The sequence below is a fragment of the Photobacterium sp. Alg240-V54 genome, assembly GCF_900537155.1.
Taxonomy (GTDB): Bacteria; Pseudomonadota; Gammaproteobacteria; order Enterobacterales; family Vibrionaceae; genus Photobacterium.
On the sequence record NZ_UNRL01000001.1, the window covers coordinates 363,961 to 387,931 of the forward strand.

A 23,971-nucleotide genomic window follows, 5' to 3' on the forward strand; every position below is an offset into this window, starting at 1 on the left:
GACTTAACGGGCGATTTATTGCTAATAAGTAAGAAGGAGACCCACTTATTAACATTAAATTCAATACTTAAGCCTTGTTAAATCATCCCTGTAATACGTTCAGGATGCGCATAAGCGTCTGCGCGACCATTGCGACAATGGCCCAATAACGTCAGATTAAGTTTTTCAGCCAAATCGACCGCCATTTTGGTGGCTGAAGAAATTGCTAGCAGCACCTCAACCCCTGCGGCTGCCGCTTTTTGAACCATCTCAAAACTGGCACGACTAGTTACTAATACTGCCCCGCCCGTTAACTGACGTTGATGAATACAGCCCACTAATTTATCCAAAGCAATGTGACGACCAACATCTTCAAAAATGGCTTCTACTTGTCCTTGTTGGTTGATATATACCGCCGCATGAGCAGATCCTGTTAACTGATTTAATTGCTGTTTACGCAATAATTGTTGCAAAACAGGATCAAGAAAACCTAAATCAAACTCCACTGATGATGGAACTGGATTAAGCGCTCGACATACCGTTTCTAATTTTTCTTCGCCACAAATACCACAACCTGTCAGCCCTGCAAGTGAACGACGCTTTTGTTGTAAACGTGCTACACAGCGGTTAGCAATGGTGACATTAATATTGATACCGTCACAGGTTGGCATCATATCGATATCATGAATATCACGATGATGATCAATGATCCCTTCTGATAATGAAAAACCAATCGCAAACTGTTCTAAGTCATTGGGTGTACACATCATTACTGTGTAAGCAACACCATTAAAAGCTATAGCAACCGGCGTTTCTTCAATGATGTAATCAAGCTCATTACAATCAGTCTTGCCTTTACGGTAACGTACAATAGGACGTTCACTCGCATTACAAAACATCGATTCCGGTAATGCTTCGAAGGTGTTCAACATCTTTTTCCTTTACTCATCTATGATGATATTTTTTATTTATAATATTCAGTTAATTAAGCGAAAATCTTGGCTATTCAAACCCATTTTTTGCATCCGCGATAACAAAGTTGTTCGCTTTAACCCTAATTGATTAGCAGCACCATTGGGGCCTGCAATAACACCACCACAACGAATTAATGCATCCACTATCATTTGTTTATCTATCACCGGTGACGGCGATTTAACTGTCGCGGGTAATACTGAATCTTGTTCCACGACTTCAACAGATTTACTAGCCAATATGGATGGCGACGAAACCAATTCTTGTATAGGTACATTAAGTACATGGCCTCGAGTTAAAATAACTGAACGCTCAATCACGTTACGCAATTCACGTACATTACCCGGCCATGAGAATTGCTGCATAATATGCATATCTTCAGCGGCAATTGAGGTAATGTTTTTACCCATTTTTTTCGCAAGTTCGCGGGTAAAATGTTTTACTAATAACGGAATATCTTCTGCTCGCTCACGCAACGGCGGTATTTCAATCGGGAAAACATTCAAACGGTAATATAAATCATTACGGAATTGCTTCTGCTGTACCATTTGCAGCAGGTTGACATTAGTCGCCACCACAATGCGTACATCGACACTGATAAGCTGGTTTTTACCTACTCGCTCAATTTCATTTTCTTGCAACGCACGTAATAATTTAGGCTGTAACTCCAATGGCATATCACCAATTTCATCAAGAAATAATGTACCTTTATGTGCTTGCTCAAACCGACCAACACGTTGAGTAACCGCTCCTGTAAATGCGCCACGTTCATGGCCAAACAATTCACTTTCAAACAGCCCACTTGGAATTGCAGCACAGTTCATCTTAACCATATCGGTTTTACTGCGGTGACTCATTTTATGAATGGCGCGTGCAATCAACTCTTTACCTGTGCCTGATTCACCTAAAATCAATACCGTACTATCGCAACTGGCAACTAAAGCAACCTGCTCTAGCACCTTATTCATCACTTCACTTTGACTAATAATGTCATCAAAAATAGCGTGCTCATCATAGCTATCTTCAATACTAATAAACTTGGTTTGAGAACGATGTGGAATCGCAGATTGATGCACTTTAATGCTGTGCATCGCTAATGCGACTCGTGCTGATATTTGTTTAAATAATTCAATTTCACCTGACTCAAATTGGCTTTCTACCGCTTTGACATAACAGATATAACCAATGGTTACACCGCGAAATATCATCGGTATGACACAAGCACTTTTAGCCAATGTGGAAAAGTAAGGACTATTATCATCCCCTCTTAAAGTATAAATATCAGCCGCAGTTAAAATAACCGCTTTATTATTTTCAACCGCATTTTTGATCATACTGTCATCGGTGAAAAAATGGCATTGATAATCAATTTCACCTTCGATATCACCACCAGAATATTGATTATAATGGCCATCTTGAGATTGAATAATTGATAATTCATTCATTCCAAAACGTTGATATAAAAAGTGTAATAGCGAACTAATCAGTTCTTTTTTTGAACTTTGATTAATAACAGCATTCGTAATATCAACTAAAAATTGATAATCCTTATGCTCATTACTTAATTGTTGCGTTAACGATGAAGCAATTTGATGCTCAAGAATATGTTCGATCATTGCAGCAACCATATTATTGAACAGCTTAAATTGTTTTTCTACATCATCATAACTCGGTAAACGGAGATTAATATATTCAATTGCGCCTAACTGCTGATTTGCTATTAGCAGCGGTATTTTACAATAAGTTTGAATATTAGTGTATGCCGGATGGATAGATAATTGAGGAAATGTTCGATACAGTTCTTCGCCATTAATATAATGGCTATACTCACACGATACAACATGATGAAGACTTAGATTATCTTCTGAATAATCATAGCGTTGAAAGTTTTTATTCGCATCTTGGTAGTATAATATTGATTGAGCATTTATATCATCTTTTAAAATAATATTAACACGATCGGCATTGATGAATAACAAACTTTCATTATTTAGAAAATTTATTACACCAGAAATATCATTAATAGACAATAATGCCTTAGAAAAGATCATTAAATCGCTTTCAAAATTTTCCATCTTGACATTAACTCTTGCTGATAATATGACTTAAATTGTGAATAATAACTCAAGTATTTGTTATACAATTCTCAAGTATTTTAATAACTAAGTATTGATCCATATCAATCAATAATTACTAACAATATCACCACTAAAATAAAAGTAACAATACTATCAAGTTATTGAGCTAAAAATTAAATCAGCGCGGTTAATTTCATGAAAATAACAAATAAGGCACCAAGATAAAAAATAATCAACATTTTATCTTGGAAACCTTATTTTCATTTATGAGCTATACATTATAAATAAAACGTAATAGGTCTTATTTAAATAATATAATTACGCATTAGCTACATGGTTTTTCAAGCGTGCTTTCAAATTACTGTACTCTGTTTGTACATAATTTTCAGCCCACGACTGATCATCAATATTTTCTACTTTAACAGCACAATATTTAAATTCAGGCGTACTTGAAATAGGATCAACATGTTCAATGGTTAATTCGTTACATGCACCAATCCACCACTGGTATGTCATGTAAACCACACCTTTGTTAACACGATCATTATAGTTAGCGCGTGAGATAACTTTACCACGACGAGAAGATACCCAAACTAATTGTTGATCATCGATCCCCAATGCTTTGGCGTCATCTGGGTGCATTTGCACATAACCCGGCTCATCAGCCAATGTTTGCAACGCAGCACAGTTACCTGTCATGGAACGACAAGAGTAGTGACCTACCTCGCGTACCGTTGATAACACTAACGGATACTCAGCATCTGGCTGCTCTAATGGCGGACGCCAATCTGCACCGATGAAGCTACCTTTACCTGATGGCGTTGTGAACTTATTACCTTCAAATAGGTACGATGTACCAGGATGATCTTCAGTCGGACAAGGCCATTGTACAGATTTTAGATCAGCCATTTTTTCATACGTCACACCTGCATAATCAGGACATAACGCACGCAACTCATCCCAGATTTCTTGAGTATTGTTATACGACATAGGGTAACCCATGTACGTTGCTAACAAGCTAAAGATTTCCCAGTCAGGCTTCACATTACCGGTTGGAATCACTGCTTTATAGAAGCGTTGGAAACCACGATCGGCACTACTGTATACACCTTCATGTTCGCCCCAGCTGGTTGCAGGGAAGATAACATCCGCAAATTCCGCAGTTTGAGTCATAAAGATATCTTGAACGATAACCAGATCCATCTTGCGCATGGTTGCACGCATTGCAGCTAGATCGGCTTCAGTTTGCGCTGGATCTTCACCAAAGATGTAAAACGCTTTACAAATACCTTCATCAGCTTTGTGGCCAACCTCAGTTAAGCGGTAACCCGGCTTACCTGAAAGCTCTACACCCCATGCTTTTTCAAACTTTTCGCGATTAGCATCAACATCGACATTCTGATAACCAGGGAACTGATGCGGCAACATACCCATATCACAGGTACCTTGAACGTTGTTTTGACCACGAACCGGACCACAACCAACACCTGGACGACCAAAGTTACCGGTTAACAGTGCTAAGCCTGCTAAACCACGAACCACATCAACCGCTTGACCATACTGAGTAACACCCATGCCCCATAAAATCATCGCTTCAGGTGCAGCCGCGTATGTACGAGCCGCCATGCGAATATCCGCAGCGCTAAGACCTGTGATTTCTTCTACAGACTCTGGAGTATAACGTGAAGCAATTTCACGGAACTCAGCAAAACCTTCAGTATTATTTTCAACAAAAGATTTGTCGTATAAGTTTTCTTCGATAATCACATTCGCTAACGCATTAACGAGTGCCATGTTCGAACCGTTCTTTAACGCTAGCCATTGATCAGCAACACGCGCAGATTCGATCTTACGTGGGTCACATACAATAATCTTAGCGCCATTTGCACGGGCTTTAAGAATATGTCTTGCTACAACAGGGTGAGAATCAGCCGCATTGTAACCGAATATGAGTAAGCATTTAGTAAGTTGAATTTCGGGAATAGCGTTACTCATTGCGCCATTACCTACTGTTGTCTCCAGACCGGAGACTGATGGTGCGTGTCACACCCTAGCACAGTGGTCAACATTGTTGGTTCCGATCACCGCCCTTGCGAGTTTTTGCATCACATAGTTAGCTTCGTTACCCGGACCGCGGGCTGAACCTGTTGTCATTATCGCATCTGGACCATATTGCTTTTTAATTGCCATTAGCTTATCGCCGGCAAATTGAATCGCTTCATCCCAAGACACGGCTTCTAATGCTGATTCACGAGTACGGCGAATCATTGGTTGCTTTAGGCGTGGTGTTAATAAGTTGGTATCGTTGAGAAAATCCCAACCATAGTAGCCTTTCAAACAAAGTTGGCCTTCATTGGTACGACCCATTGCTGGCTCTGCTGCCACCACTTTGTTATTTTCGACAACCAACTTTAGTTTGCACCCAGTACCACAGTAGGGACAAACAACAATTGATTTTTTCATACTAACCTTTTGGCTATAATTGTTATTAATGTGTATTTAAACGAAGGCTTAACGCCCTAGCGAACAATCGCTATAGCAGCATTGAGCGCAGCTGCTTCACGTTTTTGTTTGCTTGTTTGTTGCAATGTTTCAGGTTCAATAATCTGAATAGCGCTAGTAGGACAAACTTCTACACACGCAGGACCTGCTTCACGATGAGAACACAAGTCACATTTCAATGCTTGAGACTTAGGCACCATGCGCTTAAATAACGATGCACTTTTTGATTCTTCAACCATCTTCGTCACGACATTCATTGCACCATAAGGGCAAGCAATGACACAGGTTTTACACCCGATACAACGTGACTGAATCACTTTTACATAGCCATCTTCTAAAACGATAGCGTTATTAGGACAAACCTGCGCGCAGGGTGCATCATCACATTGACGGCACATTACGGGTGTTGTTACATGCGCATTTTTCACCAAGGTTAAACGTGGAGAAAAATCCTTTGGTGCAACACCTGTCAATTTTCCGTCCGCTTGATGTGAGACAACACATGCAATTTCACAAGTTCGACACCCAATACACAGATTTGGATCTGCAAAAACAAACCGGTTCATGGTCTATACCTTGTTGATATCGATACATCGCAACATAGTCTTATGCTGCGATACCTTTTAAGCATTAATCATACCAAAAATAAATATTTGAAGAATTTATTTTTAACCTGCTGAAATAAAATCAAAAAAAAAGGAGGTACATGCAATGCTGTACTTCCTTTTTTAGTAATGTCGATAACCGCATTAATCTCGCCACTTGATTCGACATTATTCGTCAGTGACTATCGACACCTTTCGACACCTATTTATCGACAGTGTCAACCGGCATTAACAATGCTCAAAACCACCCGACCCTTGCCACTCAGGTAAACGTTGATAAATAGTTTCAACGGCGGTTTGCACCATCTCTGTTAACGGAAATGAAAATGCCACAATCGCGGGCTGAATGCCGACAAAAATCACCTCAGGTACAAAGGTTTTTAGATCATCAATTAAGAAATTTAATGGCAAACTGTGAGTAGAAACCACATACATATCAACGATGGTTTCTGGATCTATGATCCTAACTTCTCCAGCTTGTTCACCAATATCAGCCGCATCGACCACAATCACACGTTGCGGTTGTGATTGTCGAATAAGATGCAAGCAATCTTCAGGCATTGAACCGCCTTCAAGCACGCTCCAATTCTCAATCGGATTGTCTTTGATCATTTTCGCCAATAATGGGCCTGCGCCATCATCACCCATCATGCTATTACCCACGGTAAGCACGATATTGCTAACGGACAGATCAACATCATCATTAGAGACACTTTCGCCCATCACGGTTGACAGATTCACTTCCTGCAACATAGTTAGCGTATTCCTCGAATCATCATATACATAGTTGGCTCACGATGAATATCACCCAACGCTGCAATAAAATCGCGGGTTAATTGCTGTGAGCGCGCATTTTGGGTCGAGGTATCTATTCGATCAAAGGCTAACGCCAGCATATTAAGATGTTCTGGATAAATAGTAATTTCGCCAAACACAAAATAGCCCTTCATTTTATTGAACGCTTCACCGTCTTGTGGCAACGCGCTTATCCATGTCAGGTATTCATCACCTTCGCATTCAATCACAGCTTTTAAACAATCAACGACGCCTAAGTGATGGCCAATTGCCAAACTGTAATACATGATTTGTTTAGCTTCTTCAGGCACATCATAACTTTCATCAACAAACTTACGCCCTAAAGTATAAAAATAGATACGGCCTTGAAAATGTCGAGATTGTGTTAATTCCGCTAAAACATCACTCATTGCTGACAGCCTCCACATGATGGCGAACCTTGACCAGAACAAGCTTCTGAGCCCGTTAATGCTGCCATGGTTTTTGACAGTAAAATATTAACAATTTCTGTTAAACGTGGATCATCTTTGGTCGCAAGATAGTCACTTATTTTTTGATCAACGTTATCAGCACTACAGGTTGCTAACACATTTAATACATCATCTGCAATACGTTGTCCTTGTACATAACCGGCAAGTAAGCGCGCTTGGCGTTCAATCATCACCTTAATATCCAATGGAATTTCGGTATGTTTTAAACTCGCCTTTTGCACTTCAGGTTGGTGCACCTTGGCTTTCAATTTTTGATCAAGTAGCCCTAATGCCACTGCAAATCCAAAAATGGTTGCTGCAGGTGTTGGCGGACATCCCGGAATATAAACATCAACCGGAACAATTTTATCTGTACCACCCCAAACACAATAAAGGTCATGGAAAATACCACCATCACAACCACATGCGCCGTATGAAATCACAATCTTAGGATCAGGTGCTGCTTCATAAGCCCGTAATGCTGGAGCACGCATCGCACGTGTTACCGAACCTGTATACAGTAAAATGTCGGCATGACGAGGCGAAGCAACAATTTTGATACCAAAACGTTCGGTATCAAAAATAGGCGTCGTTGCGGCAAAAATCTCAATTTCACATGCGTTACAACCACCGCAGTCAACACGATAGACATAAGCTGAACGACGAATTTCCTTGATTAGCGCATCTTTTAGCTTTTGGCTATTGGGTGGCAATTCAACCGGTACGGTTTGAGTATGAGCAGTGCCAACTAATTGTTTAATACCTTTCACTTTTGCTCCTCAAGGTAACGTAGGTGACTGACATTTTCGCTGTCTAGCATGTTGTTGCTGCGACGACATTCAGGACAAGTTTCAAGCTGTTTACGACGTTCTTGTAATTGTTCACCGCTAACGCCGCTTTGCGCTAAGGTATCAATTACATACTCAAGCAGTTTACGTGCAACAAAAGGATGCTCACATTGACGACAATTGGCCAAGGTGAAAACCGCTTCATCATAAAGATCCGCTTTGCTGGTCACAGCTAGTTCAAAATTCTGAGTCAGTTTAATCGCATGAGTTGGGCATACTTCTTCACAACGGCCACAAAAAATACAGCGCGCGGTTGAAAGCTCCCAGCGACGAGTGCCTAACTTAGTGTCGGTTTCCATGATCAATGCATTAGCAGGACAAGCACGAGTACAAGCTCCGCAAGATAAACACTGATCGGCATCGAGTTCAGGTTTACCACGAAAATCCTCATTAACTTCCATCGGAGCAAAAGGATACTTAGTGGTAACATTACCTGTTTTAAGTACTGTTTTTAATAACTTAAACACATATCCTCCTAAAGCTTAAATGGCGAGTTCTTGCGGTCAATGCTGTACTGCTCAATCGCTTTATAAGGAATAGTTTTACTACGCTGCTTTTTAGTATCAACAATCGTTACGCGGTCAGTACATGAGTAACATGGATCTAAACTACCGATAATTAATGGTGCATCTGCTACTGTATTACCACGTAGCATATAACGTAGTGTTGGCCAGTTGGCGTATGTTGCTGCACGACAACGCCAGCGGAACAGTTTCTGATTATCACCAGTCATACTCCAGTGAACATTTTCACCACGTGGTGCTTCAGTAAAGCCCAACGCAAATTTATTCGGCTTGTAATCGAAACCTTCAGTGAGAATTGCACCCGGTGGTAGGTGATCCAAACCGTATTCAATCACATTTAATGATTCAAACACTTCACGAATACGTACCATCACTCGTGAGAATACATCACCATTTTCCATTACTTGAATATCAATCGGCACGCTACCGTATGACTCTAACGATTGACCATGCACAGTACGTACATCACGATTAAAACCACTAGCACGAATCATTGGACCAACAGGACTGTAATCACGTGCAATCTGCTTTGATAACACACCCACGTTTTCTGTACGACTGCCAATGTTAGGCGTAGCAAGCAATACATCCACCAGCTCTGAGAATTTCTGACGAACTTCTTTCACCATCGCAATACCTTGTACGCGCTGCTGTTTTAGAAAATCGCGGCGCACGCCACCAATTAAGTTCATGCCATACGTTTTACGTGCACCAGTAAGCAATTCAGCAAGTTCCATGGTTTTTTCACGAACGCGGAAAAATTGCATAAAACCAGAGTCAAAACCAACAAAGTGACTTGATAGACCGATGTTAAGCATATGGCTATGTAAGCGTTCAACTTCAAGCAATACGGTACGGATCATCTTGGCGCGAAATGGCACATCCACTGATAGCGCATTTTCGATAGTATTGCTGTAACCAACACTATGAGTAAAACCACAAATACCACATACACGATCTGTTAGCTGTGCCACTTCATGGTAACCCATACGTGTTTCAGCTAATTTTTCCATGCCACGGTGAACATAGAACATGCGGTAATCGGCATCAACAATGTCTTCACCATCAACGAACAAACGGAAGTGACCCGGTTCATCAGAGGTAATATGCAATGGACCGACAGGTACAATACGGTTGCTATCATCACCCAGTTGATTATCAAACTGATAGGTTTCAGTTTCTGTGGTCGGTTGTGGTCGCTGACGGTAATCCATCGCATCTTTACGTAACGGATGAAGGTTTTCAGGCCAATCATCCGGTAATACTAAACGACGCTCATCGGGCAAACCTACGGGATGTAGACCGTACATATCACGGATCTCACGCTCGCCCCATACCGCAGCAGGAATAGTCGGTGTGATAGAAATAAACTCTTGGCTTGTCGCATCAACCAATACTTTTACGGTTACCCAACTTTTTACTTCACCTTCCATAGAAAGCGCATGATAAACCGCAAAATGCCCATTAAGGCTACGTTCATCATTACCAAAAGTAACCGTTAACCAGCCACCTTGATCGTAATAAAGCCATTTCATCACTTCGACCAATGAGGTCATTTTTACTGTGATAGTAACCTGATTTTCTGTCTGCCACTCTTCATCAATAATCGCGGATGGAAAGAAATGATTCACACCATCGACATAGTTTTTACCAATACGACCCGCTTGTGGCTGCGAGTGAAATTGTTGAGATGTATTGTTTGTCATATCTATTACTTACCAACCAAAAATTAAAAATATCAGCGCTAAAACAGCCACTAAAAACGCAGGGAAAATTACGCGATGAACCTGAGTAAAACGTACACGTGCCATGGTGTTTTCAACCAGGCCAGCAACTAAGAACACCACAAACAATTTAATCAACAGAATAATAGTTGCGGAAAATAAACCGCCAAAACTCAAACTACTTGCTTTACCCCAAGGGATGAAAATAGCCAGAAATAGCTGCGCAACAACAAGCTGTTTTAAACCTAAACCCAATTTCACCATCGCCAATGCAGAACCAGAATATTCTGTCACTGGGCCTTCTTGTAGCTCTTGTTCTGCTTCTGCACTATCGAACGGTAATTTGCCCATTTCAATAAACAGCGCAAACGCACACACAATACCAGCAAGAATAATCGTTAATGGATGCTGCCAAGAATTATTGGCTAACGCATGACTGATATAACCTAAGTCAGTCGTACCAACGCTCAGTGCAACCACAATAATTGCTAGGATTAATATTGGCTCAACTAAAATACCAAGTGTTAATTCTCGACTACTGCCCATACCTGCAAACATACTGTTTGAATCAATACCTGATAACGAAAAAAAGAATCGAAAAATCGCTAACAGATAAATATCGGTAATAATGTCACCTGAAATAGGAAATGGTGACACTTGAGTAACCGTTGGTAGTGCCATTCCAATTAATAGCATTGTTACCACTAACACCCATGGCATGATCCAGAAAATAAAACCAGAGTTTGCTGGAGCAACCGATTGGCGACGTAATAATTTGGCAATATCACGGTAGTCTTGTAATACACCCGGACCTTGGCGCGAATGAATTTTGGCACGAATAACGCGAGAGAAACCGGTTGCAAGCGGCGCTAACATCAGCATCAATATAGCTTGGAAAATCGCTAATACGATCCAACCCGCTGTTGGCATTTCAAGTGGGGACATTAGAGACTAACTCCTGAAATGAGAGGAACGAATAACACCACAACCACTACGGCAATAATGCAGAATCGATATACTTTACGGCTATCTAGTGTTGGCGTTTCACCACCATGACTTAGATAAGGCAATACAAAGCGCTCAGTAAATGATTGCTGACGGTTGTTATAAATAAAGCCAAACATATGACGCATCGGACGGGTAATACTCGCCGCTGATACCGTCATTTTTTTCTCATATTGATAACCACATGCCCAAGGATCACCTTGATGTCGACGCTCAAGGCGACGTTGACGGAAGGCGTAAAGCAACGCTGCTGGAACTAAAGTTAACAGTGCCAACGCAATGGCAATTACAGGCGTTGAAAGGATCGCTTGATCAGCAACTGCAGGGTAAACCGTTAAACCATGAGCAACCGTTACTGGTGCCATGTTCAACATTGACGAAGCGATTGAGGAGAAATACGGTGCAATCCACGGTGCACAAACACCTAACACCACACATAATATAGCCAATGATGTCGTTGCAGTAATCATTGCAGGGCCCACTTCACGGGTATTAGCTGCACGCTCTGTTTTGGGTGCGCCGGTGAAACAAATACCGTACACCTTCACAAAACACATACAAGCTAAAGCACCAGTAAAGGCCAGCATTACCATACCAAATGGGCCAAATAGCATGTTAGCAGCCGAACCTACTTTACCCATGCTAAATAATGACTGGTAAATAAACCACTCAGACACAAAGCCATTTAATGGTGGTAAGGCACAAATTGCCAATGTACCAATTAAAAACGCAGCTGCTGTTTTCGGCATTGTTTTTGCCAAGCCACCCATGTCATCCATTTCTTTCGTATGCATGCGGAACACAATTGAACCAGAGCCAAGACATAACAGTCCTTTGAACACCGCATGATTTAATAAGTGGTATAAACCACCCAACAGACCAAGCAGAGCTAACACTGGATGATGTGAGGCAATACCAATCATACTCACACCGACACCAATTAAAATAATGCCAATATTTTCAATGGTATGATATGCCAATAAACGTTTGATATCGTGTTCTGCTAATGCATACATTACGCCAAGCACAGAAGATACCGCGCCAAAGATTAATACCAAAAAACCCCACCACAATTGGGTTGCGCCAAGGAATAAAATCGCAAATTTCAAAATACCGTAGATGCCAATCTTAACCATCACACATGAGATTAAGGTTGAACAATATGACGGAGCAATTGGATACGCTTTCGGTAACCAGCCATGTAAACCAATACCAGCCGCTTTAATACCAAAACCCACTAAAGCCAATAAGAACACCAATGATGCTGTTGCCCCTGTGACAGGATTTTGCATTATAGCGCTGAATTGATAACTGTCAGCATGGGAAGCTACGATCATAAATGCGACCACAACCAATAAGCTCGCGGCATGATCAGCAATAAAATATTGCAAGCCGGCTTTTTTACTTTTAACGCTACCATCACTAATAACAATCAACCAAGAAGCCAGTGAAATGATCTCCATAAAAATAATAAAGACCATTACATTGGCTGACACCACAAGAGCTGTCATCGCTGCAGCAAAAATATTGAAAAGCACATTAACTTTCCAACCGCCTTTGCCATAGTATTCTTCAAGATAATTAATCGAATAAACAGACGCAGCCATGGTGACCACAGAAATAACTACCACCATCAATGCTGATAACATATCCATGCTAAACCAATGGCTCATTGCAGCAGTAGCATCGGCAGTATCGTAACCTGATACGATGGTGCTAATACCTGCAATAATGCCAAACAGGCCACCAAAGGCACTGATCACACCAGCAAGGCGTAAACTTTCTTGCTCATGCTTACGCCCTTGATACGATAAAATCGCAGCCACGGTATAACTGATTAAAGCAAAACAAACTAAAACTAATGGACTCATCGTGTTACTGCTCCACCTTTGGCTGATGCTGAACTATCCGCCGCACATTCACGTTTAATATCGCGTGCTTTAGCAATATTTGCCTCGTCAATTAGCACGATTGCTTGGGTTGGACACACTTCAGCACAGGCTGGTCCTTGTTCACGGAAACCACACAAATCACATTTAACCGCAATGCTCTTTACTCCAGGCTCCCAAGCAAGAATATCTTGACCAAATGTGCTAGGGATTGAAGTTGAAGGGTTACTTGAACGAATGGTTGAAGGGATATAAGTATCGTAACTATTTGCCATCGCAATAGGTCGACTACCATCAAAAGCGATTGCACCAAAAGGACAAGCAACAGCACATAACGTACAACCGACGCATAGTGTTTCATTAAGCATCACACGATCTTGTTGCTTAGTGATCGCTTGCACTGGACATACTGTGGCACAAGGTGCATCTTCACAATGACGACACATCACAGGCGCAGTGGCATCATCAAGTTTAACCACGGTTAGGCGGGGATGGCTTTGCAGTCCTTGTTGTTTATGTACTGTCGAACATGCTGCCATGCAGGTGCCACAACCAATACACTTCTCAGGATCTGCAATTACAAAGCTTTTCATTGTCTACCTAGTTAATCGCAAAAAAAACTATTTAAGCAATAACTATACCAACAAGGAATAACGAGGGTTAATTTCAATTATTTCAGTATGTTAAGAATATTTTCACAACGCTAATTTACTTCCATTACAACGGTGTACTTAATTAAATGTCGTCACTGTTCATGTCGACACTCGACATCGACATATCTCGACACTAAAGTATTTCACTGTTATTTTTATTTTAGCGGTCAAACAAGCTAGAAATATAAATTATATTAATTAATAATATAAGATAATCATATTAATATAGCTTAAAAATAGAAGTATTAGCTAACATTTACATATGTTTTAGATGATAAATATAACCAATTTCAATAAGGTAGCGATTTAAAAATAAAGGCATTATTATACTTTTAAATAATAATGGAAATGTAATTTAAATGAAAAAAAGCTACTCCAAAAAACTATCTTTGCTTATTTGTGGTTTATTAATCTCGCCTTTTAATTATGCGGCAGAATCTACGCCAAGTAATTACTACCAAGATGCTCATGGCAACTTCATTGGTTATACTCATGATCAATATAATTCTATTTATGAAGGTTATGGTGCTTCTTTATTCAGAGATGGCTGGAGTGGGCTAATGGATGCTGATGGCAACTTGAAATATGCTGGTTACCCAGAACATACCTATATTTCGACAACAAATACCTATTATAAAAGTACAGATTGTTCTGGTGCTGGTTATTTCTCTTTATCTACAGATGTTCTTAGTTATTTTGAACCATTTAAGACTGAAGTTGTAACAAAAAAACACAATAAATACAACCAACTTACAGTACAAAAAAAGAACACTATCGCTTCTGAGACTAAGCCTGCTAATGTGCTATCTTTTTCAACGTTAAATGCTGATGGCAATTTAGTGTGTGAAAAAACACCTTACGCAATTCTAAAACAAAAAATAACTGCGCTTCAAGAATCTCTACAAAACAATGGTGGTGATGATGAGTCAGATGAATATCTCTCAGAACTTTACGTGGAGTTGCGTTATACAAAGCCTAGCGATGTAGCAGAGATTGTAGATAGTACTGACATCACCAATAAATACAGTTGGATGGGGTTTAAAGATTACTCCGGTGGTAGTGTATCGATATTTGTTAAAGGGATTGATTATAACGCTGGTATTGAATTTGTAGATGTGTTAACTCCACCGCCTCAGCCAGAAGAACTAACGTATGTACGTAGATCACATGATCTTAGTGTTCGCGTTCAATCTAATGGCTCAATTGGTTCAGCTAGTATCACTCAAGGTCCTGATATAAAAATAAGCCAGCTATTTGCCGTTAAAAAATCTACAGGTATTTATGAGGTTAATATTCCTGAAACTTTCTTACCTAAAAATAGATCTGTTAAAAATTTACAGTTGCAATGTTCAATCAATGTTGGCGCTGCCAGTTTAATACCGAATGCAAACATTGGTTGTTATAAACTATCGAATCAAAATAAAATTCGTGTTGTTACGACATTAAATGAAAATTATTATAACTCAGACTTTAGTCTAAACATTAAATATTAATTTACAACACCAAAGCCAGAGTGGATATATATCCACTCTGCTTTTTATACGATTACTGTATTTGCCACGGTTTTAAAATAATACGTTCATCATTATCACGCTTAACCCAGCCGTCTTTTTCCATTCGGTTGGCTAATGGAATAGAATACTTACGACTTAACCCCGTACGATCTTTAATATCCGTCATGGTAATACGATCATGGGGCTGATGTTCAGCGATCACCGCGCGTACTAAATCTAAATAGATCCCCATATCAAAATAGATATTTTCATCAAGCGCAGTAATATATTTCTGATGACTTAGTTGTCGTAACCATTTTTTGCCACCAACAACTTTGACTTTATTTAGCTCAAGCCCTGCTTTTCCGAACTGACGAATTTGATGCAGAATATTCAGCGCATCTTGCGGTAAATCATCTTCATTATCACCTTGGCCAATACACCATTTACCATAACTTAAATGAACTTTATCTTGTTGTTTCAAACGCTGCATGATCAGTTCAATCACTGCATCATTGATTCGTAATCGGCTACAGAGCTCTGCTGAAGCCATTGCAATCCCCGCACCTAATAATGTTTCAATTTGGTGTGACATATCCGCTAACCATTGGCTATCAAAACAAAATGGTGTGATGTATGTTTGCTGTTCACAAGCTTTAAAATCTGCATCTGCACATTCAAAATAACCTTGTAAAACAAGTAACATTTGTCGTTGAGATTGTGGCTGTAGTTGCTGTGGTAAATTATTTAGCACATCGTATAGACGGCGTTTTTGATACCCAAAAATATAATCGGTCCACACTACCTCTGCGCCATGCTGTAAGCCACTGCCGCCTTTTTGGATCATAGCTAATCGTTGACCAAATAATAACGGGATTGGCTTTTCAAACACTAATCGGGCTAATTCAGTATTGGGAATATAGCTCAAACGTGCAGTTCCGTGCCACGTCCCCATCGCAACTTCAACTTGGCGTTGTTTTTTAACTTTTAACGTTGTTGCCGTTTTAGTTAAACGTACAATACATTGATCGCGTAAGGTAATCTGCTGATTGATACCAGTGATCAATTGCCCTCTGCCGATATCTTTACGCCCCACACCTTTAATGTTTACTGCGACACGACATGTTGCTGAAACAGATGTTAATTGCTGATGATACGCCTGAATCGATCGCACCGTACCTATAAGATTTGATGGATGACAACGTACTTTATCGCCAATAGCTAATTGTCCTTGTGCTAACGTACCAGTAAGCACAGTACCAATTCCGTTAACGACAAATACGCGATCAATATACATCAAAGGATTTGTCGCAGGCTCAAGCACTGCAGTATCATCACTGTTTGCTGGCGCGATAACTTTATGACGTGCAATGTTTACCTGTACGGTATCAATTAAAAGTTGGCGCAGCGCTTCAATGTTATCTTTCTTTAATGCAGAAACAGTCACAATTTCAGGTAACAAACCACTACGTTCCATGACTTGTTCTAACACTTGATCTTCTATTTCAGCTAATTGCTCAGCACTGACTTTATCGCGCTTATTGATACAAACGACAATATCTTCAATCCCCATTGCATGCGCCACATCAAGGTGGGAAGTGGTCATTGGCATCCAGCCTTCATCGGCAGCTACTACTAATAACAACACATTTAAATGCCACACACCCGCAACCATATTGCGCAAATAACGTTCATGGCCTGGAACATCAACCACCCCAATAGTATTGCCATGATCATCTTGAAAATGAGCAAAACCTAAATCTTGGGTCATGCCTAATTGCTGCTCATGAGGACGCGCGGTAATCATGCCTGTTAATGCTTCAATTAATGCTGTTTTACCATGGTCAACATGCCCAGCAAGGCCAACCACTGCTTGATATTGTGTTGGAGTTACCGCCATTATTTAACCTCAGTATTTGTGTAAGATTGAATATAATCGTCAAGTTGAGCAATAAAGACCGTATGATCACGGTCTAATAAAGTCGCGACATTTAATAGCAACTGGTTACTATTAACATAACCAATAATTGGGATCGGTAACTCACGTAACGCATCTAAGTGCAATTGTGCTTTACCCGGCAAGGTAAGTTTTAAGCCATAACAAGGATAGCTTTCACTGGGAATAGCACCACCACCGACTTGCATTACCAGCGGTACGGCTTGTACATACGTTTTCCAACGTTGTGCCCATTGTTGTGCTAACGTCTGGCTGATCTTGGCACGATCTAACGCTTGTTGCGCCACACCAAAACCAGCAGGATCACGGTTTAGTTTCTGAACTAATAATTGCTCAAGCATTGATAAAACAATGCGCCCAGGACGGAAAGTTCGCATCATCGGATTTTTGGCTAATCGTTGACAAAGATTTGGACAACCAGCAATGATACCCGCTTGTGGGCCACCGATAATTTTATCACCAGAAAAACACACTAAATCAGCGCCCATCTGCAAATAACGTGGTAGCGACACTTCACTTTGCGCATATTTCTCAGACGATAAACCAGAGCCTTGATCGATCACTAATGACACATGCTCAGGTAAGCGTTCAGCTACATCCTGAATATCGGGTGACTCAGTAAACCCCTGCATTGAGAAATTAGACTGATGCACCATTAATACCATCGCGGTATTGTCGGTAATAGCATTAATATAGTCATCACTGGTGGTGATATTGGTGGTGCCGACTTCAACTAGCTTACACCCAGAAAGGGCTAGAATATCAGGGATACGAAAACCACCACCAATTTGGACTTGCTCACCACGAGACACTATAACTTCTTTACCCGCCGCTAAAGCATGCAACACTAAGTAAACTGATGCCGCATTATTGTTCACCACCACACAATCTTCAGCCCCAATCCAACTCTGAATCAAGGTCGGTAATAAACCATTACGATCACCACGTTTGCCATCACTTAATTTAAGTTCAAGGTTGTTATAACCAGTATTAACGGCTTTTACGCTATCCCAAATCTGCTCATCAATTGGCGAACGACCAAGATTGGTGTGTACTGCAATCCCAGTAGCATTTATCACCCGCTGCTGGCGACGGCGATACAATTGACGGCAACTATCAACTACTAATGCCATCACATCAAGGTCATTAACACCTTGAGTTTTAAAATCAGGATGCTGACGAATAGAAGCAAATAACTGACGCAGAGTATTTGTGACGACAGGTCGACTTAATAAACGCACATAATCAGCTAAATCTGGATGTTGAAGTAATTGTTCAATTTGAGGCAAGCGATAATTAATAGTGGATATTGGTGATGAGGAAAGACTATCTGAGGATGTAGTGGTATTCACGGTAAGTTCCTTGGCTGAATTGCAGACAACAGCACTCATACTATAAACTCAAGAAGAGATAGAATGAGTGTCAGGGAACCATTTAAACGCGCGAAAAATGGCGGAAGAGGCAGGAATTGAACCTACCAGAGCTTATACAGCTCACATCGGTTTTGAAGACCGAGAAGGCCACCAGACCTCATCTCATTCCGAAATTCATGGCATGATAGTTTAACTGTCATTATTATTATTTGATTTACATCAATTTGTATAACAAATAACTATATACCTAAAAGGTATTGCATCAACTGCACAATATTTAATCATTCAAATATACAATAGTGAGATATTCACAACTAAAAAAGCCCTACTGTATGACTGTCATACAATAGGGCTGAAATAATCAGCATGCGTTTATGGTAGTGGTGTTATCGTACTACCCCATTATCTTGTAGATTTTCAATCAGAATATCAGTTAGCTCAGCAATAATGTCATTCATATTAGTTGGATCAACAGATTCTGATGATGTTGACCAAATCGGCTTATGGCTTTTGGTATCAAACAAAGTAAATTCTACATTTACAAACTCATACGATACGGTGTAGCTATCATCATAAATATAGCTGTAAGAATTATTATAATAGTTATGGAATGAAACACTGCCGCCATAGCCATAATTATTGCCAGGATAACGAATATTTTTATCTTCAATATTGACTAACTGAGCAACAAACACTGTTTGGGTATTATTGGCTTTTATATATCCTGCGATATCATTTTTAGATGGTAATTTATTTGGAAATAACTGTGAACTTGCAATTGCATTAACACCGTTTTTTCTAAAGTCATTTACCATATCATCTTCAAATATACGTCGTACACGTAAGTTATCTGACATTGCTACCACTAAGGTGCTTTTTATGGGCATTTGAGTATAACTCCTATCTACCCATGAAGATGTTAAATTACTTGAAGCACACGATGTGATTAATAAACAAAATAATGAAATAAATAGTAAACGCATAATACATCCCTTTAAGTTATGTTCTAAAATTAACAATAGTACAGGGATAGGAGAAATCAATAATGAAGAGGCTTATACTATCGAGTTTAATAATATTAACAAGTTGCTCAACAGAAAAAAATGAGCTACCCGTTGAAACAGAACCTAACAATAAAATAAAAACATCATCTTTATCTTACGATAATAATAAACCACCAACCCTTTCACCATTGTCAAAATCTATTTTAATCATTGAAAATGAATCGACATCAAATGAAGATCGCCAACAGCAGGTAGATCAAATTTCTACACTTTCAAATAATTCAGATGCGTTGTTTTATTTAGCAGCATTATATGAAGAAGGAAAACTCGTCCCTCTTTCAGAAGCAAAAGCACGTAAGTTGTATCAACAAGCCGCAGCAATGGAGCATCCTCTTGCGCGTTACTACTATGCCCTAATGTTAATTGATGGTCGCGGTGGTGATGTTATGCATGATGAGGCTGAATCATACTTACTAATGAACCATAACAAAGGCCATGTACCTTCTTCTTACTCTTTGGGATACTTATATTTTATTCAAAAAAAACATGAGGATGTTATAAAAACCCTTGAAAAAAATAGCCAACAAAGTAATGAATATTCATCATATCTATTAGCTATTTCTTATCTTGAGTTAAATATAAAAACCACAACAGCAATTGATTTATTGCAACGTTCAGCAGAAAAAGGTCATCAGTTTTCACATTTAATCTTAGGTGATATATACCGTAAAGGTCTTTATAAAACTCCCATTAACACCAAAAAAAGTTATAGTCACCTTCAAGCAGCAGCAAAACAAGATAACCCTAAAGCATTATATGAATTAGCGATGTTAGGGATTGAAAATTTAGATCTTATTAACAATGATGTTGATATAGCAATAACTCAACTTAAGTCAGCAGATAAAAATGGCTATCCAGAAGCAAGTTTTGAGCTAGCTAAAATATATGATCAAGGAGATCTAATAAAACAAGATTTCACACAAGCTATTTACTGGTACAAAAAATCAGCATCACATGGGAATAACCGTGCTATGTATAATCTTGCTAGTATTTATATTAATGGTGATGGCGTAGATAGTTCAATTGAAAAAGCAGAATATTGGTTAATCGAATCAGCAAAGAATGGTAATGATAGAGCTCAAGATATCCTAAAAAAATAACAACCAATAAATAATAATCTCAAATTAAAAACCACTTTATCATAAAGTGGTTTTTAATTTTTTGTCATATCTATATAAGCTCACCGGTAATTTTAATAAAAAAAACTTGCTTAGCAGAAAACTAAGCAAGTGTTGTCGTTACAAGTCAACGATAATTAGTTATCTATTTTAATACCAAACTCCATTGTTTCACTTTCTCCTGGTGAAACATTATTAATCGTACCAACAATTGATCCTGTCGAGCCATTAATAGATGCATTTGCACTAATTGTTCCTTTTGATATAACAGGAACTCTATTAGTAAAGACATTAAACGTCGTATAAGCAGGTGTTGCATCGTTTAATTTCACATTTTTTGCATCTTCAATTCCAATATTTTCTGCTGTTAGGCGGTAGATTATGCATTTCCCCGGTGAAACAGAAAATGTTGAGGTAACATACACCATTGTATCTGACTCGCCATTGCAATCTAAATCTGGTGTTTGTTCTTTGGTTATTTTCATGTTGGTATTAGCAATAGTCGTTATGTCTATAACTTGTGCCGTACCACAACTCACAGTTGCTGCTACTGTAGTGATATTTTTACTTCCTTGAGTAATATTACCAGGCGTAAATACCTTCACAAACAGCACTTTGGTTTCATTCCCTGCTAGCGTTGCAATTTCAGTTATCGCAGTATCAGCAGCACTAAAGACGTCATCACCATTATCTTCATACACAACAGCAGTGAAATCAGGGTTTGAATTTGAAACTACAAGGGCAATATTTGAATATGCATCATTACTATTATTTAAAACATTATGCTTATAGATAATGACTCCCCCAGAATGAGTTACACCTTCAGAGTCGGCTTCAAACACGATACACATACTACTGTTATCAACATTAATAGCATCGTGTTTAGTATCTACAGCCCCTGTTGCAGCAGATACCACTCTAAAGTAAAGAGATTGCAATGCGCTAGGAGCGGTTTCAGGTATCGTTACATCGGCATAAATCATTACAGCATCATCAGGCCCTAAGACTGGAATATTGGTTATAGTATTTTCAGTACTGTCTTTAAACGTAACACTCCATCCTGCAGGTAGCGTATCCTCAGCAAAATCACTGTCACTGTATTGCAACAAGTAACTATCTGCAGTACCGGATGTGTTAGTTACATATAATGTAAATCGTGTGGTTGCACCAGGTGCTGCAAGATTTGTCGTAACTGCTGATGACTCAGCTCCTACACCAAAACCACAATTATCATCGGCAGCATCACAGCTATCTTCTTGGGTTATTGCCGTTTCAGCACGAAAATTATTGGTTAAGTCTACTGTGCTAGCAATGATTGCATCTAACTTATCAATCACCATATTCGATTCAGCAGTGTTGTTTGATGATGTCGCTGTTTTTTCCACTTGATATGGACCGCCCGTACTTGATGCTGGTAATGTCGCAACAAGTACCACTTTATAACCACATGTACCGTTACTATCAGTAACATGATATGACTGACAGCTTTGACCTAATGCTGGAATAATACCAGTATCTGGCTTACCGTCATTATCTGTATCTAACAGAGGAGTCACGCCATCACTTTTATAGAAGAAGAAACTAGTACCAGAAGGAAACGTTGAGTTATCTAAGGTAATATTGAAAATATCTTCGGCATTACCTCTATTCCAAATATAGTTAGTAAAACTTACTCGCTCACCTTGCGTAGCTGTTGCGACTTCAACTATTTCATGATTAGTATCATCACTACCGTCACAGTTGATATCATTACTACCAACATCACAACCACCATTATTAGCGATAACTGCGTAGTTTGCTGTAATTAAAAATGGAACACGGTTAGTATTATTTTTATTTTGCTCACTCGTTTCGACGGTGCCGCTATTATTTTCATCAAACCCAAACACACCGGAGTTATATAACGTTTCAGTTGCCAAACCAGCATCAATGTTAACTTCAAAACTTACCGTTGCCGACTCATCACTGGCTAATCCGTCCATTGTGAATACAATTTCATCATTATTAGCACATGAAGAATCTGGTGCAATACAGGTTGTAAAAGAAAGATCGTGATCGCCTGACACTTCAGATCCTCCCGTAGTAACACCTGATGCGGTAATGATGGTACCTGAAACACTCCATGCTACTTTACCATTAAAACGCATCCCCTCAGGCAGTTCATCTGTAAGAATCACACCGTTGGTTTGAAGTGGATCCATATTGGTTAAACCCACATTAGTATAAGTGAACGTTACCGTGTAAGGACCACTTGGCGACGCACCTTCACTGGCACTTATTGACTTGGTCATTTCAATAATCGGTAAATTTGTCACTGTCAGTGTATCGGTATTGGTTTCTGTGCCAACAGCATTGTTTGCAACCGCAATTCCATCAACTGTCACTGCCTGACTAGTTGCGGTTACTGTTATGCTGTTTGATGCATTTATTGCAGCTGCTGCATCGATGTCAGCTACGATAACAAAATCAAAACTCTCACCTGCCGCCAGTGGCCCAATAATATCGCCAGATGCTATCGCTGTAGAGCCAGCGTCAGCAACACCATCATTGTTAGCATCTGGGTATACCTCTGCGCCAGTAATAACATTTGACGGCAGAACATAATCAAGTTTAAAGCTATCAGTACTATTACCCGTATTTGTTAATACATGATTAAAGGTTACCGTACGCCCTGGCGCACCTAATTTCGATTGATCATTAATTAACGTCAACGCCGCTACAGGTTGGACTAATGTTTCAACTAAATTCGAGGTTGTGCTTCGTAAAATATCAGCACTATCACGATACGTTGCCCCGGCTTGGTTTTTAATTACCGTTCCTGATTCAGTCAAAGCAAACGTAAAAAAACTTGCACTGGCTATGATCAGTAAACTTAGTTTAATAACTAACCTGTAGAAGACGTTCATATGAAGCTCCCTTGCA

The 23,971-nt window shown here is 39.6% G+C and carries 18 protein-coding genes and 1 tRNA gene; 2 read left to right on the top strand and 17 right to left on the bottom strand.

The window, feature by feature from the left end; genetic code table 11:
• Positions 1 to 77: 77 nt before the first annotated feature.
• The 12 genes from fdhD to G6R09_RS01840 form a co-directional block, all read right to left on the bottom strand.
• Positions 78 to 911 (bottom strand): formate dehydrogenase accessory sulfurtransferase FdhD, encoded by an 834-nt coding sequence (fdhD, locus tag G6R09_RS01785; RefSeq protein WP_181314996.1) that lies wholly within the window; start codon positions 909 to 911, stop codon positions 78 to 80.
• 45 nt (positions 912 to 956) lie between these two features.
• Positions 957 to 3,026, bottom strand: coding sequence for a sigma 54-interacting transcriptional regulator (locus G6R09_RS01790; RefSeq protein WP_163920220.1), 2,070 nt, complete (start codon positions 3,024 to 3,026; stop codon positions 957 to 959).
• Positions 3,027 to 3,347: 321 nt separating this feature from the next.
• The gene (fdhF, locus tag G6R09_RS01795) at positions 3,348 to 5,492 is read right to left on the bottom strand and encodes a formate dehydrogenase subunit alpha (RefSeq protein WP_082955668.1); all 2,145 of its coding nucleotides are present in this window, start codon (positions 5,490 to 5,492) and stop codon (positions 3,348 to 3,350) included.
• Positions 5,493 to 5,548: 56 nt separating this feature from the next.
• The gene (locus G6R09_RS01800; RefSeq protein WP_065167123.1) at positions 5,549 to 6,097 is read right to left on the bottom strand and encodes a 4Fe-4S dicluster domain-containing protein; all 549 of its coding nucleotides are present in this window, start codon (positions 6,095 to 6,097) and stop codon (positions 5,549 to 5,551) included.
• Positions 6,098 to 6,364: 267 nt separating this feature from the next.
• Entirely contained in the window at positions 6,365 to 6,859 is a 495-nt protein-coding gene (gene hycI, locus G6R09_RS01805) for a hydrogenase maturation peptidase HycI (protein ID WP_065167145.1), read from the bottom strand.
• A gap of 32 nt (positions 6,860 to 6,891) precedes the next feature.
• Positions 6,892 to 7,341: a formate hydrogenlyase maturation HycH family protein gene (locus G6R09_RS01810; RefSeq protein WP_163920222.1), complete on the bottom strand. Its 450-nt coding sequence runs from the start codon at positions 7,339 to 7,341 to the stop codon at positions 6,892 to 6,894.
• The gene (locus G6R09_RS01815) at positions 7,338 to 8,171 is read right to left on the bottom strand and encodes an NADH-quinone oxidoreductase subunit B family protein (RefSeq protein ID WP_065167125.1); all 834 of its coding nucleotides are present in this window, start codon (positions 8,169 to 8,171) and stop codon (positions 7,338 to 7,340) included. The genes G6R09_RS01810 and G6R09_RS01815 overlap by 4 nt, the downstream gene beginning before the upstream one ends.
• Positions 8,168 to 8,716 carry a formate hydrogenlyase complex iron-sulfur subunit gene (locus tag G6R09_RS01820; RefSeq protein ID WP_163920224.1) on the bottom strand — a complete coding sequence of 183 codons (549 nt, stop codon included), beginning with the start codon at positions 8,714 to 8,716 and terminating at the stop codon, positions 8,168 to 8,170. The genes G6R09_RS01815 and G6R09_RS01820 overlap by 4 nt, the downstream gene beginning before the upstream one ends.
• 8 nt (positions 8,717 to 8,724) lie before the next feature.
• A complete protein-coding gene (locus G6R09_RS01825) occupies positions 8,725 to 10,479 on the bottom strand; it encodes an NADH-quinone oxidoreductase subunit C (protein ID WP_087845335.1) in 1,755 nt (584 codons plus the stop codon).
• A 9-nt stretch (positions 10,480 to 10,488) separates the two neighbouring features.
• A complete protein-coding gene (locus G6R09_RS01830) occupies positions 10,489 to 11,442 on the bottom strand; it encodes a respiratory chain complex I subunit 1 family protein (protein ID WP_065167128.1) in 954 nt (317 codons plus the stop codon).
• Complete coding sequence (locus G6R09_RS01835) at positions 11,442 to 13,373, bottom strand: proton-conducting transporter membrane subunit (protein WP_163920226.1); 1,932 nt, start codon at positions 13,371 to 13,373, stop codon at positions 11,442 to 11,444. Before G6R09_RS01835 ends, G6R09_RS01830 begins: the two co-directional genes overlap by 1 nt.
• Positions 13,370 to 13,984: a 4Fe-4S dicluster domain-containing protein gene (locus G6R09_RS01840; protein ID WP_060997191.1), complete on the bottom strand. Its 615-nt coding sequence runs from the start codon at positions 13,982 to 13,984 to the stop codon at positions 13,370 to 13,372. Before G6R09_RS01840 ends, G6R09_RS01835 begins: the two co-directional genes overlap by 4 nt.
• A 419-nt stretch (positions 13,985 to 14,403) precedes the next feature.
• Here G6R09_RS01840 and G6R09_RS01845 point away from each other — a divergent pair, with 419 nt between their 5' ends.
• Positions 14,404 to 15,537: a hypothetical protein gene (locus G6R09_RS01845; RefSeq protein ID WP_163920228.1), complete on the top strand. Its 1,134-nt coding sequence runs from the start codon at positions 14,404 to 14,406 to the stop codon at positions 15,535 to 15,537.
• Between the two features lie 52 nt (positions 15,538 to 15,589).
• On the opposite strand, the gene selB is transcribed toward G6R09_RS01845, so the two are convergent.
• The 4 genes from selB to G6R09_RS01865 form a co-directional block, all read right to left on the bottom strand.
• Positions 15,590 to 17,437: a selenocysteine-specific translation elongation factor gene (gene selB / locus G6R09_RS01850; protein WP_163920230.1), complete on the bottom strand. Its 1,848-nt coding sequence runs from the start codon at positions 17,435 to 17,437 to the stop codon at positions 15,590 to 15,592.
• Positions 17,437 to 18,846, bottom strand: coding sequence for an L-seryl-tRNA(Sec) selenium transferase (gene selA, locus G6R09_RS01855; protein WP_235859639.1), 1,410 nt, complete (start codon positions 18,844 to 18,846; stop codon positions 17,437 to 17,439). The genes selB and selA overlap by 1 nt, the downstream gene beginning before the upstream one ends.
• A gap of 98 nt (positions 18,847 to 18,944) precedes the next feature.
• Positions 18,945 to 19,036, bottom strand: a tRNA-Sec gene (locus G6R09_RS01860).
• A 217-nt stretch (positions 19,037 to 19,253) separates the two neighbouring features.
• Positions 19,254 to 19,754 (bottom strand): hypothetical protein, encoded by a 501-nt coding sequence (locus G6R09_RS01865; RefSeq protein WP_235859640.1) that lies wholly within the window; start codon positions 19,752 to 19,754, stop codon positions 19,254 to 19,256.
• A 158-nt stretch (positions 19,755 to 19,912) separates the two neighbouring features.
• Between G6R09_RS01865 and G6R09_RS01870 the strand changes: the two genes are divergently transcribed.
• Positions 19,913 to 21,031: a tetratricopeptide repeat protein gene (locus G6R09_RS01870; protein ID WP_065167134.1), complete on the top strand. Its 1,119-nt coding sequence runs from the start codon at positions 19,913 to 19,915 to the stop codon at positions 21,029 to 21,031.
• Positions 21,032 to 21,186: 155 nt separating this feature from the next.
• Here G6R09_RS01870 and G6R09_RS01875 read toward each other — a convergent pair whose 3' ends face one another.
• A complete protein-coding gene (locus G6R09_RS01875; protein ID WP_163920231.1) occupies positions 21,187 to 23,955 on the bottom strand; it encodes a DUF11 domain-containing protein in 2,769 nt (922 codons plus the stop codon).
• Positions 23,956 to 23,971 lie beyond the last annotated feature (16 nt).